Source organism: Trinickia dabaoshanensis (assembly GCF_002879885.1).
Lineage (GTDB): Bacteria > Pseudomonadota > Gammaproteobacteria > Burkholderiales > Burkholderiaceae > Trinickia > Trinickia dabaoshanensis.
This window is the reverse complement of record NZ_PNYA01000041.1, coordinates 1-13,165: the sequence shown is the minus strand read 5'-3', so window position 1 is coordinate 13,165 and position 13,165 is coordinate 1. Positions and strand designations below refer to the sequence as shown.

Below are 13,165 nucleotides of genomic sequence, written 5' to 3'. Positions count from 1 at the left end.
TCCCGCCTGCCGAATCGATACTGGCCATCTCTCCCAACCGAACAGGAGTCGGCGATGGCCCGAGTCATGAAAGCTGCTGTCGTACATGCATTTGGCGAACCGTTGAGCATCGAGGAAGTACCGGTGCCGACGCCCGAGCCCGAACAGGTACTCGTCAAAATCGAAGCTTCCGGGGTGTGCCATACCGATCTGCACGCGGCGGACGGCGATTGGCCCGTCAAACCCTCGCTGCCGTTCATCCCCGGCCATGAAGGCGTGGGCTACGTCGCCGCCGTGGGCTCGCGCGTGAAGCATCTGAAGGAAGGCGATCGCGTGGGCGTGCCCTGGCTCTATACCGCGTGCGGTCATTGCGAGTACTGCCAGACCGGCTGGGAAACGCTTTGCCACGATCAGCAAAACACGGGTTACTCGGTCAACGGCAGCTATGCCGAGTACGTCGTGGCCGATCCGAATTATGTCGGCCATTTGCCGGCCAACGTCGCCTTCGATGAAATCGCGCCGATTCTGTGCGCGGGCGTCACCGTCTATAAGGGCATTCGCGTGACGGACACGCGCCCCGGACAATGGATCGCGATCTCGGGTGTCGGCGGGCTCGGACACGTGGCCGTGCAATACGCGGTCGCCATGGGTCTGCACGTCGTTGCCGTCGATGTGGCCGACGACAAGCTCGAACTCGCGCGCAAGCTCGGCGCCACGTTGACGGTGAACGCGGCCACGCAAGACCCGGCCGCCGTCATTCAAAAGGAAATCGGCGGCGTGCACGGCGTGCTGGTGACGGCCGTCTCGCGCAGCGCGTTCGCTCAAGCATTGGGCATGGTGCGACGCGGCGGCACGATTTCGCTCAATGGCCTGCCCCCCGGCGATTTTCCGCTGCCGATCTTCTCGACCGTGCTCAACGGCATCACGGTGCGCGGCTCGATCGTCGGTACACGGCGCGACCTGCAAGAGTCGCTCGATTTCGCGGCGGAAGGCAAGGTGCGCGCGCATATTCACCACGATCGCCTCGAGAACATCAATACCGTATTTGCCGCGCTCAAGGCAGGCAAGGTCGATGGGCGGATCGTGCTGACGGGTTACTGAGCCTTCGATTCGCGCGGCCGGGGCACGTCCAAGCCGCGCGAACCGAGATCATCGGACAGGCGCATCGTTTTCGTACGCGGACATCGTCGTACCCGCCGTGCCTTCGACGAGCGCGGCGACATCGGTCAACGCACCGATACTGGCGCGGCGCCCCGTCCGTTCGACGAAGCTCGCCGCGGCCTCGACCTTCGGCCCCATCGAACCCGCCGCGAATGCGCGTTCGCGCAGCACGCGGGGCGTCAAGTGCGTCAATAGCCTCGCGCCCGGCGTGCCCCAATCGGCAAAAACCCCGGCCACGTCGGTCGCAATGACGAACAAATCGGCCTCGATCGCCTCCGCCACGAGCGCCGCGCTGCGATCCTTATCGACGACAGCTTCGATGCCATGCAACGTGCCGTCCTCGGCGGCGACGACGGGGATACCGCCCCCTCCCGCGCAGATGACGATCGCATGCTGCGCCAAGAGCCAACGCAACGGCGCGACTTGCACGAGGCGTTTGGGCCGCGGACTAGGCACGACACGCCGATAGCCCGTGCCATCGCGGGCGATCGACCAGCCTTTCGCCTTCGCCGACTCCAGGGCGGCCGCATCCGTCAACATCGCGCCGATCGGTTTTTCGGGGTGTTCGAATGCCGGATCGTTTGCATCCACTTCGACCATCGTCAGCAAGGTCGCGCATGCGCGCGTCTTCGGCAAGCGGTTGCGCAATTCGAGCTCGAGTGGGTAGCCGATCATCCCTTCGGTCTCGGCGTCGAGTACGTCGAGCGGAAAGCCCGCGCTCGCCCTTGCCTCGCGCTCTTGCGATGCCAACAGTCCCACTTGCGGCCCGTTGCCGTGCACGATGACGAGCTCGTTGCCTTCGGCCACCTGCGCCAGTTGCGCCGCGGCGAGCCGAACGTTCTCGGTTTGCGCCTCGGCGCTGATCTTCTGCCCGCGCTTTAGCAGCGCATTGCCGCCTAGTGCTATTACGATCCGCATGGTGTCGTTCCTCGTCGCGCGCTCACATCGCCAGGGTGGCGACCAGGATCGCCTTGATCGTGTGCAGACGATTTTCGGCCTGATCGAAGACGATCGATGCCTCCGACTCGAACACCTCGTCGGTCACTTCCACCCCGTCGCGCAATCCATAGGCATCGGCGATCTGCTTGCCGACATGGGTATTCGCGTCGTGAAACGCCGGGAGACAATGCATGAACTTCACGCGCGGATTGCCGCTTGCCGTCATCAATGCCGCGTTGACCTGATACGGGCGCAACTCGTCGATCCGTTCGCCCCATTTCTCGAACGGCTCGCCCATCGACACCCACACGTCCGTATAGATGAAGTCCGCGCCCTTCACCGCATCGCGCGGCACGTCAGTCAGCGTCAGCCGCGCGCCGGTTGCGGCGGCGATCTTGCGGCATTCGTCGACGAGCGTCTCGTTCGGCCACAAATGACGCGGCGCGCACAAGCGTACGTCCATCCCGAGCTTGGCGCCTACGATCATCAACGAGTTGCCGGTGTTGTTGCGCGCATCGCCGATATAGCAATAAGCGATGTCGTGCAGCGGCTTATCGCTGAACTCATGCATCGTCATGACGTCCGCGAGCATTTGCGTCGGGTGAAACTCATCCGTGAGTCCGTTATAAACGGGCACGCCCGCATAGCGCGCCAACTCTTCGACGATCTCTTGGCCGAAACCGCGATACTCGATCGCGTCATACATGCGCCCCAGCACGCGCGCCGTATCCTTCATCGATTCCTTGTGGCCGATTTGCGAACCCGTGGGGTCGATGTAAGTGACATGCGCGCCTTGATCGTGCGCGGCGACCTCGAACGCACAGCGCGTGCGCGTGGAGGTCTTTTCGAAAATGAGCGCGATGTTTTTTCCCGTCAGCCTCGGCGTTTCGACGCCGGCGTACTTCGCACGCTTCAGGTCGCGCGACAGATCGAGCAGATAACGGATCTGCCGAGGCGTGTATTCCATCAAGGACAGATAGCTGCGATTGTGAACGTTGAACATGTGATTTTCCTTGCGAGAGTCCGTGTGCTGCGCTGGAGAGAACGGGCGTCAGATTTCGATCGGATCGCGCGCGATCGGGCAACTCATGCAGTGACTGCCGCCGCGTCCGCGCCCGAGTTCGCCACCGGGTATTTCGATGACTTCGACGCCCGCTTGGCACATCTTGCGATTCGTATAGACGTTACGGTCGTAAGCCAGCACGACACGCCGATCGAGCGCCAGGACGTTGTTGCCGTCGTCCCATTGCTCGCGCTCGGTTTCGTAGGCGTCGCCGCCCGTCGTCAGCACGCGTAGCGAGCCGATGCCGAGCGCACCCGCGACCACGGAGAGAAACGGCTCGCTGTGACGCTCGTAGCGAACGCGGCCCGGTTCGTCGCCGGGGTAAAGGCTCGTGCATTGAATGCCCTGGGCCACGTCGGGATAGATGCTGACGAAATCGATGTCGATGAACGAAAAGACCGTATCGAGGTGCATCGATGCGCGCGCCTTCGGCAACTGGCAAGCGATCACGCGCTTGGCGGCATGCGCGTCGAACAAGCGGCGCGCCACTTGCGTCACGGCCTGTGGACTCGTGCGCTCGCCCATGCCGATCAGCACCACGCCCGCCCCAATGGGCATGACGTCGCCGCCCTCGAGCGTTTGCGCGCCGTGATCGACGTCCGGATCGCCCCACCACGTTCGCACGTTGTTCGCAAAGCGCGGGTGAAAGCGGTACACCGCGGCCAGCAGCAAGGTCTCCTTGCGGCGCGCGGGCCAGTACATCGGGTTCAGCGTCACGCCGCCGTAAATCCATGAGCTCGGGTCGCGCTGGAAAATCAGATTCGCCAGCGGTTGCACGACGAAATCGGATCGCTCCAGATAGCCGCCGAAGAGCCCACGCGCGTCGAACGGCAATTGCGCTTTAGCGATGCCCCCGATCAAGCAATCGGCCAACTGCTGCGCGGGCATCTCCTCGAGCCATAGCCGCAATTCGCGCAGCATGCCCGTGCCGACTTCCTCCTCGACGATGCGACGGTCGAGAACCCAATCGCGCGCCTCGCGATCGAGCAATACCTGCGAGAGCAGATGATGGAATTCGAGCACTTCGATGCCGCGCTCGCGCATCGCACCGACGAAGACTTCGTGATCCTCGATGGCTCGATCGACCCAGATCACGTCGTCGAACAAGAGGCTGCCGCAGTTGGCCGGCGTCAAGCGGCGATGCGCGAGGCCGGGCCGGCAGACCATCACGGTGCGCAGTTTGCCCGCTTCGGAATGGACTCCAAGAGTCATGCGTTTCTCCAGAATCAAGCGTGAATGACATACGTGTAAAGACGGACTCGGGAATCGGCCTCGACCTTGCGATAGATCCCCTGGATTTCGTTCTCGAAACCCGGGAAGCGGTTGCCCGCCTCCTCGATGGCCAGGAAGTAATCGAGCATCGGGCGCGCGCGCTCGTCGAAGCGCTCGCCGGGCACGACGAGGCCGATCCCCGGCGGATAGACCAACGCGAGCGTGGCGGCCACGCGTCCGGGCGCTTCGCTCACCGGGACTAGTTCGACGTTGTTGCGCACGAGTTCGTGCATCGCTTCTTGCGGCGACATGACGACCTCCGGCAAATGCGCGTCGGCGAACGACTCGCGCTGCAAGCGGCTGATCGCCTGCTCGCGGTAAAAACCGTGCATCTGTGCGCACAGATCGCGCAGCCGAACGCCCGCGTAACGGCTTCGATAGGCGGCGGAAAATGCAGGCAGTGCCTGCTCGAGCGGCACGTTTTGGTCGTAAAGCATCTTGAAACGGACGAGCGCCGAGAGCAGCGTGCCTGCCTTGGACGACTCGAGCCCCGGGGTGAGCAAGAACAACAGGCTGTTCAAATCGTTCTTCTCGGGCACGATCCCGCTTTCGCGCAAATACTGCGCGACGATCGCGGCCGGCACGCCCTCGCGCGTATAGACGCCCGTCGCCCGATCGAAGCCCGGCGTGAGCAGCGTGAGCTTGTTCGGATCGGTCATCGCATAGCCTGATGCCTGCACGTCGAAGCCGTGCCACGCGGCGCCGGGAGCGAGTTGCCAATAGCGCGCGTCGCGCGCCAAATCGTCGGTCGGCACGTCCTCCCACCGCCTAGCCTGTCCGTCCCATTGGACGAGGTCGGGCACGAACGGATCGAAGAACCAACGGCGAGATGGATCGTCTTCGCTGCGCTCGTATTCGTGCTTGAGCGCCCGCAACTTTTTACGAAGCTCGATACCGAGCCGGATCGTGTCGTCCCATAGGACTTCGCCCGAACGGCCCTTCATCATCTGCGCGCCGACGTCGAGCGACGCGAAAAGCGGATAGAACGGCGAGGTGGAAGCATGCTGCATGAACGTCTCGTTCAAGCGGCGATGGCTGACTTGCCGGCGCTGCCCCGCGAGATGCGCATCCTTCACATGGATCTGCGACGCTTGCGAGAAGCCCGCGAGTTGCTTATGCGTGGATTGCGTCGCGATCAACCCGGGGGAATCGGCACCGAGCCGCTCGACGCCCATCGCGAAACGTCCGGCGAACAGCGGATGAAACTTCATGAAGCCCGCCCAAGCCTCGTCGAACAGCATGTAGTCGCACAAGGGTCCAAGGCGCTCGACGAGCAGTTGCGCATCGTAGATCGTGCCGTCGTAAGTGCATTGCTCGATCACGGCCACGCGGAACGGCCGCGGGCGCCGCCAGGCGTCGGGATCGGTCACGAGCGGATGGCGCCGAATGCGCTCGCGAATCGACGCTTCGTCGAGCGAGGCGTAATCGATCGGCCCGATCATTCCGTACGCATTGCGGGTCGTGGGCAGGTAGACCGGCACGCCGCCCGCCATCAGCAGCGCGCCGTGATGCGCGGCCTTGTGGTTGTTTCGATCGAACAATACGAGATCGCCCGGTGCGACGAGTGCGCCCAGCGCGATCTTGTTGGAAGTCGAGGTCCCATTCAGCACGAAATACGTACGCTCGGCGCCGAAGATGCGCGCGGCAGCCTTTTGCGCCGCGAGTGCCGGGCCTTCGTGCGTGAGCAAGTCGCCCATTTCCGTCACGGAATTGTCGAGGTCGTTGCGAAACACCGCCTCGCCCAAATGCTTGACGAAGGCCCTGCCTATCGGGCTCTTTTGGTAGAACACGCCGCCGTTGTGTCCGGGACACGTCCACATCTGATTGGCGCGCTCGGCATAATCCACGAGCGCGCCGAAAAACGGCGTTCTGAGGCTGGCCGCGTAATCGCGCAAGTGCGCGACGAGATTGCGCGCGACGAACTCGGGCGTATCTTCTTCGATGAAGACGTAGCCGGTGACCTGGCCCAGCACCGCCACCGGGATTTCCTCCAGCCGATGACGTTCGACCAAGACGAAGATCGGCACGTCCAAGCCGCGAGCGCGCACGAAACGCACGAACCCTTCCACCGCATGCTCGCTCTTCGCTCGCGACCACTCGAGCACGATGCACCCCAAGGACGCATCGCTGCGCACCGCAATGGCCGCCTCGTCGGTCGTGGGCGCGACCGTAGTGCCGTAGCCGAGCCGCAGCAATTCGGCGACGATACGTTGCAATCGCGAGGACGAGACCGTCGCCGCGGCAGGCATGTCGCAGCAAAACAAGAACCCGAACAGTGTGTCGTACGACATGGCGCTCTCTATTTATTCGGCACTGCGAACGATTGGGGTCGATGACCGTGTGTGCGGCGAAGGCCTTGTCAGCCGAGCTTGACGACGCCCGCCAAGAACAGCCACAGCGCGGCAACCGCAACGAGCACCAGCAGCGCGGCCGCGGCTTTCTCGCGCCCCGTGAGCGCGGCTTGCCCCGGTGCATGCTCGCGCCGCGCCCACCAAAACACGGGGATGCCGAGGGCGAACAAAATGGTCGACATGAGTAAGAACTGCGGGCCCGCGGCGTACAGCAGCCACACCGAGTAAGTCGACGCGAGCACGCCGGTCAGAATCGATTCGCGCGCGGTCTCGCCCTGCGACGACCGATACTCGGGCTGCGTCGCGTAGCGCCATAGGAACAACGCGCTGGACAGGTAAGGCGGCAAAATCATGACGCCGGTGATCGAGATGAGCCAATTCCACGCGTCGTGCGCGAACAAGACGACGAACACGGCCGCTTGCATGGTCGCGCTCGATAGCCAGAGCGACGGCGCCGCAGCATGCCGGCGGTTTTCGCGTGCCAGAAACTTCGGAAACACCCCGTCTTTCGCCGCTTCGTACGGCAACTCGGCGACGAGGATGGTCCACGCCAGCCAGCAACTGAGCAACGAAAGCATCAATGCGATGGAGATGAAAACGGCACCCCACTGACCTACCGCCGCCTTGAGCACGTAGGCTGCCGATGGCGAAGACAACCCGGCCAGTTCAGCTTGATGCATGACGCCGAACGGCAACGCGGAGAGCAAGAAGTACAGCGTCGTGCACATCAAAAGGCCCATGAACGTGGCCCTACCCACTTGCGAGGGTTTTTCGGCTCGGTCCGAAACCACGACCGCGCCTTCGATCCCGATGAACACCCAAAGCGTGACGAGCATCGTGCTCTTGACTTGCCCCAGCACACTGCCCAAATGCTGTTGGGTACCCCAGAAGTCGTATGAAAAGACGTTGGCTTTGAAGGCCACGACCATCGAACTGAGCGCGACGATGATCGATCCGATGTTCAGTACGCTCGACATGACGTTCATGATCGCCGCGCGCTTCACGCCCGAGAGCACGATGAAATTCATCACCCATACGAGCGCGGAGGCGCCGGCGATCGCCTGCCAGTTGTTGCCGCTCCGGAACACGGGCACGAATACGCCGAGCGTTTGCATAAACAAAATGGCAAACGCGATATTGCCGAATGCGGCGGAAAGCCAATATCCCCATGCCATCTCGAATCCGGCGAATGCGCCGAATCCCTCTCGCGCATACGAATAAATCCCGGCTTTCAAATCGGGCCGCTTATCGGCCAACGTGCGAAACGTATTGGACAGAAACGACATGCCGCCGAGCGTAATGACCCACGCGACGATTACGGCGCCGAGTCCCGCGCCTTGCGCCATGTTTTGCGGCAAGTTGAATGCGCCGCCGCCGATCATGGAGGCAATGACCACGCCGGTGAGCAGCGTCACGCCGAGCCGGCGGGTGCGCGGCTGCGCCGCGGCGGCACCCTCGGCCGCGGCGCCGGGCAAGTCTTTCGATCTATCCATCGTTGTTCTCCTCATTGGCGATGCGTTATTCGAGAGTGTATGAGGGCATTCCCTTAATCGCTTGACCGGGATCAAGCCGGGCCCGATTGCATGTCATAACTTCTCATTCGAGCATGGCGATCGTTGGCAATCCACTTTTTCAATACGACCTTTCAATTCAATTGCACGATGCATATTCGAGAAATTCAGGCGAAGATCAAAAGCATAGGCACGACGCGCAAGATCACGCGGGCGATGGAGATGCTGGCCCGCGCCAAGGCGCCGGCCGCGCGCAAACGCGCAGGCTCGTTTCGTCCCTATGCGGAGCACATGCGCGCGATCGCACTACATATGCAGGCGGCCAACCCCGAGTTCGTGTCGCCGTTCCTGCGCAAGCAGGTGCCGGTGCGGCGCGTCGGCTTGATCGTCGTCAGCACCGATCGCGGCTTATGCGGGCCGCTGAACAGCCGCTTGCTGCTGCAATGCGTCGAGCGGCTCGCGGCGTGGGACCGGGACGCCATCGGCGCCCGCGTGAGCGTCGTCGGCGCCCGCGGCATGGGGCCGATCGCGCGATGCGGCGCCGAGGTCGTCGCGCACAGCGGCGCACTCTCGCAGGCGCTCCACTTCGAATCGTTCTTCGGCACGATCTCGGTGCCGCTGGGCGAGTTTTTGCAGGGTGAATTGGACGAGGTCTACATCGCCTATAACCGCACCACGCGCGTGCCCGAGTTCGAGCCGCGCATCGACCGGATCTTGCCGCTCGACGCCCAGCTCCATCCGCCGGGCGACGGTGCCCCGCCCACGCCCGACTATCTCTACGAGCCGGATACGGGCGCTGTCATCGAGACACTGCTGCTGCGCTACGTGGAAGCATTCGTCTACCAAGCGGTGGCCGAAAACAGCGCGTGCGAGCAATACGCGCGGATGATGGCGATGCAGACGGCCACCGAGAACGCCGATCGGCTCATCCACGATCTGACGCGCGTCTATCAGAAGACGCGCCAAGCGCAAATCACGACCGAGTTGTGCGAGATCATCGCGGGAGCCGCCGCGCTATGACGAACGTGACCTTCGTTCCTGCCCGCGACGCCGGCTTGCAGGTGGATATCGTCAGCGTCGAAACCGAAATCTACAGCGGCACGGCTTCTTTCGTCGTGCTTCCCGGGGAAGCGGGCGAGCTCGGCGTCTATCCCGGTCACGTGCCGCTGCTGACGAGGATCAAGCCTGGCGTGGTCTCGATCTGGGACGGCGGCTCCGAGCCCGTGCATCGCGTCTTCGTCGCGGGCGGCGTCGCGGAAGCTCTGCGCGAACGCGTGACCGTGCTGGCCGATCATGCCCTGCGCACGCCCGAACTCGATGCGGCCAGGGCCAGCGATGCGCGGCGCCAGGCCGCCGTTTTGCGTGCGCGCTACCCATCGCAGCCGGCACACACGTTCGACTTCGCCGCGGCCAAGACCGAGCTGGCGGACGAATTGCGCCGCTTCTTTCTGCTCGCGTTTCGAAAGCCCAAGCACTAACGCGCCGGGCTCACCGGCAAGCGGCTCAGCAAGCGATCGATCCGCCCGCGAAGCGGCGCGGATCGACGCGCTCGCAAGAAATCGTCGTGCCGGCCGTCCCCGCCACCAACCGCTCGACATCGGCCAACGCGCCGATCGCCGCACGCCGGCCCGTGCGCTCGGCGAAGTGGGACGCGGCCCTCAGCTTCGGCCCCATCGCACCAGCGGTGTCGGCGAATTCGCGCAGCGCATCGGGATGACCATGCCGCAGCAATTTGGAATTGGCCGTGCCCCAATCGAGAAAAACGCCGGCCATATCGGTCACGATCACGAACAGGTCGGCGTCGATCGCCTCGGCGATCAGCTCGGCGGCCGAGTACGGATCGACGACCGCATCCACGCCGTGCCAAGCGCCATCGGCTCGCGCCACGACCGGCACGACCCCGCCCGCGCAGATGACGACCGTCCGTTCGTCGATCAAGCGGCGCAACGCCTCCGATTGGGGCAACCGTACCGGACGCAGATTCGGCACGACGCGCCGGTAGCCGATACTGTCCTTTGCGATGTCCCATCGTTTCGCCCTAGCAGCCGCCACCGCGCGTTCGCCGACGATGAAGGCGCCGATCGGCTGGTCCGGACGGTCGAACGCCGGATCGGCCGCGTCCACTTCCACCATCGGCAACAAAGTCGCGCAAGCGCGCGCGCTCGTCAGGCAGTTGCGCAATTCGAGGTCGAACCGGTGAACGTCATCCGCGTGGAGGGGCGTAGGCACGCCGTCGTGCGTGCCGGCTTCGCCGGTGCGATCGCTCAGGCCGGACCACGCCGATCCATCGGCACCGCGCTCGTTCTCGTGTACGAGCACGACGTCGTTACCCTCCACCACGCCGGCCAGCCGCGCCGCGGCGGCCCGCACCGCGTGCCCATCCGCGCTTGCCCCGGTCTGGCCGCCGCGTTTGCGCAGCGCATTGTCGGCCAATGCGATCACGATTCGCATATTGGTATTCCTCCTGCCATGGTTGGTTCGATTTCGCGCCCGGCGCGTCGAATTCAAACCGTAGGTATAGAGGAAAGAAGCGCGCCCGACTGCGTCCTCACGCACATCCGGCATCGATCGGCGGCATCGGGCCGGCATTTGTTCATACTCAAGCCATCAACGCAATCGTCTTGCGAAAGCGCGCGAGCGACAGGGCGAACAGTATCGAACCGATCAGCGCCAACGATAGGAACGGCTGCCAAACGGCGTCGAGTCCCGCGCCGCGGTAAAGGATCGCCTGCCCCAACTCGACGAAATGCGTCGTCGGCGCGGCAAGCATGACCTCCCGTACGAGCCAGGGCATGCTTTCTCGCGGCGTGACCCCGCCCGAGAGCAACTCCAGCGGAATCAGCACGAGCACCATCAGCATCCCGAACTGCGGCATGCTGCGCGCGAGCGTCGCGAGGAAAATGCCCATCGAGGTCGCGGCGAACAAATGCAACGCGGCGCCGCACATGAACAACGCGACGGAGCCTTGGATCGGCACGTGCAAGGCGCCCCGCACGACGAAGGTCAACGAGGCGAGCGCCGCGACCATCACCACGAGTCCCATCGACCACACTTTCGCGAGCATGATCTCGAGGGGCGTAACCGGCATGACGAGCAAATGCTCGATCGTGCCGTGTTCGCGCTCCCGGATCAGCGCCGCACCGGTAAGGATGATCGAAAGCATCGTGACGTTGTTGATGATTTCCATCAGCGAGCCGAACCACGCATGCTCGAGGTTCGGATTGAAGCGCACATGCATGGCCAAATCGACCGGTGGCGGCGCAGCACCGCGGTAGCGCGCGACGAAATCCGCGATTTCTCCGCCGGCGATTTGCTGAACGTACCCGCTGCCGGTGAACGCCTGGCTCATCCGCGTCGCATCGACGTTCAACTGGATTTGCGTTTGCCGCCCGGCCAACACGTCGCGCTGAAAGTTCGGCGGGATATCGAGCGCGAACGTGAAACGGCCCAGATCGAGTCCATGGTCCACTTCGGCCGTATTCACGAGCATCGGCGCGTTGAATTGCGGCGGGAAAAACGCGGAGACGATGCGCGCCGAAAGCGGCGAAGCATCCTCGTCGACGATCGCGATCGGTGCGAGATGCAGCGTCTCGGGCTGGGCGGTGGCGGCGGCATAGATCGACGCGGTGAACGTATAAACGATCAGCACGAGCATCGTCACGTCGCGCGCCAAGCTCCAAAGCTCCTTCACGCCCAGGCGGTAGATGGCGGATAAGGTTCGCATTCAAGTCTCCTGCTTGCGCAGCAGCGCGATCGTCGCGCCGAGCACAACGGGAATCGCGAGCAGCAGCGGCAAGAAGTGCGCGCGTAGATCGGCGAAGCCCAGTGCTTTGTTGAATACGCCCCGGCTCACCGCGAACATGTACGTGGCGGGGTAGATTTCGCCGATCCACCGTCCCGTTCCCTCCATCGACGAGACGGGGTTGATCAGTCCGCTAAATTCGACGGCGGGAATGAGTGTGGCGATCAGCGTGAAGAACAAGGCTGCGATTTGGCTTCGCGTGAACGTCGAAGCGAGCAAGCCGAAGCCGGTCGATACGATGTTGAACAGCAATACGGCAAGGAGTAACGTGGGCACGCTGCCCTTGAGCGGCACATCGAACGCGAAGTGCGCGAGCAGGGCCATCAGTACGAAGTTGAGCATCGCCAGCAACACGTACGGCACCTGCTTACCCACCAGGAATTCGGTGCGCGTGACAGGCGTCACGTATAAGTTGACGATCGAGCCCAACTCGCGCTCGCGCACGACGGAAAGCGCCGTCAGCATCGCGGGCAACATCAAGAGCAACAGCGGAATCACAGCCGGTACCATCGCAGGCAGGCTCTTTACATCCGGGTTGTAGCGGAAGCGTGTTTCGATCGTTACGCGATCGATCGCCTCCATGCCTAAGCGGTGACGCATTTGATCGCGCAGCCATTGCTCATGCATGCCGACCACGTAACCGCGGATCGTCTCGGCCCGCAGCGGCATCGCGCCGTCGATCCATACGCCGATCTGCACGGGGCGCCCATGCGTCAGATCTCGCGCGAAGCCGGGCGGAATCTCCACCGCCAAGGACAGCTTGCCCGCCCGCATCCGGCGATCGAGATCGTCGTAATCGGCGATCGGCTGCTGCTCGATGAAATAGCGCGAGCCCGAGATACCGAGCGCGTAGTCGTGACTCAACCCCGACTGATCGCGGTCGAGCACGGCGAAGGTCAGGTTTTCGACGTCGAGGCTGATGCCGAGGCCGATCACACACATGAGGACGAGCGAACCGAGCAGCGCGAGCGCGCCGCGCACCGGATCTCGCCGCAATTCGAGGGCCTCGCGCCACAGGTAGGTCCACGCGCGCGCAAGGCTGAAGGCACGCCGTGCCGTGGGGTGCGGTGTGCTCGGTGTGCTGGGC

11 protein-coding genes are annotated in these 13,165 nt (G+C 63.6%); 3 read left to right on the top strand and 8 right to left on the bottom strand.

Annotated features, from left to right (window positions below):
• The first annotated feature begins 54 nt into the window (after positions 1-54).
• Complete coding sequence (gene adhP / locus C0Z18_RS30325) at positions 55-1,080, top strand: alcohol dehydrogenase AdhP (RefSeq protein ID WP_102649151.1); 1,026 nt, start codon at positions 55-57, stop codon at positions 1,078-1,080.
• A 48-nt stretch (positions 1,081-1,128) separates the two neighbouring features.
• On the opposite strand, the gene C0Z18_RS30320 is transcribed toward adhP, so the two are convergent.
• The 5 genes from C0Z18_RS30320 to C0Z18_RS30300 form a co-directional block, all read right to left on the bottom strand.
• Positions 1,129-2,058: a carbamate kinase gene (locus tag C0Z18_RS30320; protein ID WP_102649150.1), complete on the bottom strand. Its 930-nt coding sequence runs from the start codon at positions 2,056-2,058 to the stop codon at positions 1,129-1,131.
• 22 nt (positions 2,059-2,080) lie between these two features.
• On the bottom strand, positions 2,081-3,082 hold the full coding sequence (locus C0Z18_RS30315; protein WP_102649149.1) for an ornithine carbamoyltransferase: 1,002 nt from the start codon (positions 3,080-3,082) through the stop codon (positions 2,081-2,083).
• A gap of 48 nt (positions 3,083-3,130) precedes the next feature.
• The gene (locus C0Z18_RS30310) at positions 3,131-4,354 is read right to left on the bottom strand and encodes an arginine deiminase (RefSeq protein WP_102649148.1); all 1,224 of its coding nucleotides are present in this window, start codon (positions 4,352-4,354) and stop codon (positions 3,131-3,133) included.
• Between the two features lie 14 nt (positions 4,355-4,368).
• A complete protein-coding gene (locus C0Z18_RS30305) occupies positions 4,369-6,705 on the bottom strand; it encodes an Orn/Lys/Arg family decarboxylase (RefSeq protein ID WP_102649147.1) in 2,337 nt (778 codons plus the stop codon).
• 68 nt (positions 6,706-6,773) lie between these two features.
• Complete coding sequence (locus tag C0Z18_RS30300) at positions 6,774-8,258, bottom strand: basic amino acid/polyamine antiporter (protein WP_102649146.1); 1,485 nt, start codon at positions 8,256-8,258, stop codon at positions 6,774-6,776.
• Positions 8,259-8,381: 123 nt separating this feature from the next.
• On the opposite strand from C0Z18_RS30300, the gene atpG reads away from it, so the two are divergent.
• On the top strand, positions 8,382-9,296 hold the full coding sequence (gene atpG / locus C0Z18_RS30295; protein ID WP_332888226.1) for an ATP synthase F1 subunit gamma: 915 nt from the start codon (positions 8,382-8,384) through the stop codon (positions 9,294-9,296).
• Entirely contained in the window at positions 9,293-9,754 is a 462-nt protein-coding gene (gene atpC, locus C0Z18_RS30290; RefSeq protein WP_102649145.1) for an ATP synthase F1 subunit epsilon, read from the top strand. Before atpG ends, atpC begins: the two co-directional genes overlap by 4 nt.
• Positions 9,755-9,779: 25 nt before the next feature.
• Here atpC and C0Z18_RS30285 read toward each other — a convergent pair whose 3' ends face one another.
• From C0Z18_RS30285 to C0Z18_RS30275, 3 genes are all read right to left on the bottom strand, one after another.
• Positions 9,780-10,727 carry an amino acid kinase family protein gene (locus C0Z18_RS30285; RefSeq protein ID WP_158244333.1) on the bottom strand — a complete coding sequence of 316 codons (948 nt, stop codon included), beginning with the start codon at positions 10,725-10,727 and terminating at the stop codon, positions 9,780-9,782.
• Positions 10,728-10,875: 148 nt separating this feature from the next.
• Positions 10,876-12,000, bottom strand: a complete 1,125-nt coding sequence (locus C0Z18_RS30280) for an ABC transporter permease (protein WP_102649143.1) — start codon at positions 11,998-12,000, stop codon at positions 10,876-10,878.
• Positions 12,001-13,165: ABC transporter permease (locus tag C0Z18_RS30275; RefSeq protein ID WP_146014133.1), on the bottom strand; the 1,165-nt coding region annotated here is incomplete at its 5' end. It lies immediately after the preceding gene.

What these genes read in the sequence shown, in the direction of transcription:
- C0Z18_RS30280 (WP_102649143.1), bottom strand. Translation starts at nt 12,000, where the DNA reads ATGCGAACCTTATCCGCCATCTACCGCCTGGGCGTGAAGGAGCTTTGG.
- atpC (WP_102649145.1), top strand. Translation starts at nt 9,293, where the DNA reads ATGACGAACGTGACCTTCGTTCCTGCCCGCGACGCCGGCTTGCAGGTG.
- C0Z18_RS30315 (WP_102649149.1), bottom strand. Translation starts at nt 3,082, where the DNA reads ATGTTCAACGTTCACAATCGCAGCTATCTGTCCTTGATGGAATACACG.
- C0Z18_RS30310 (WP_102649148.1), bottom strand. Translation starts at nt 4,354, where the DNA reads ATGACTCTTGGAGTCCATTCCGAAGCGGGCAAACTGCGCACCGTGATG.
- C0Z18_RS30285 (WP_158244333.1), bottom strand. Translation starts at nt 10,727, where the DNA reads ATGCGAATCGTGATCGCATTGGCCGACAATGCGCTGCGCAAACGCGGC.
- C0Z18_RS30320 (WP_102649150.1), bottom strand. Translation starts at nt 2,058, where the DNA reads ATGCGGATCGTAATAGCACTAGGCGGCAATGCGCTGCTAAAGCGCGGG.
- adhP (WP_102649151.1), top strand. Translation starts at nt 55, where the DNA reads ATGGCCCGAGTCATGAAAGCTGCTGTCGTACATGCATTTGGCGAACCG.
- C0Z18_RS30300 (WP_102649146.1), bottom strand. Translation starts at nt 8,258, where the DNA reads ATGGATAGATCGAAAGACTTGCCCGGCGCCGCGGCCGAGGGTGCCGCC.
- C0Z18_RS30305 (WP_102649147.1), bottom strand. Translation starts at nt 6,705, where the DNA reads ATGTCGTACGACACACTGTTCGGGTTCTTGTTTTGCTGCGACATGCCT.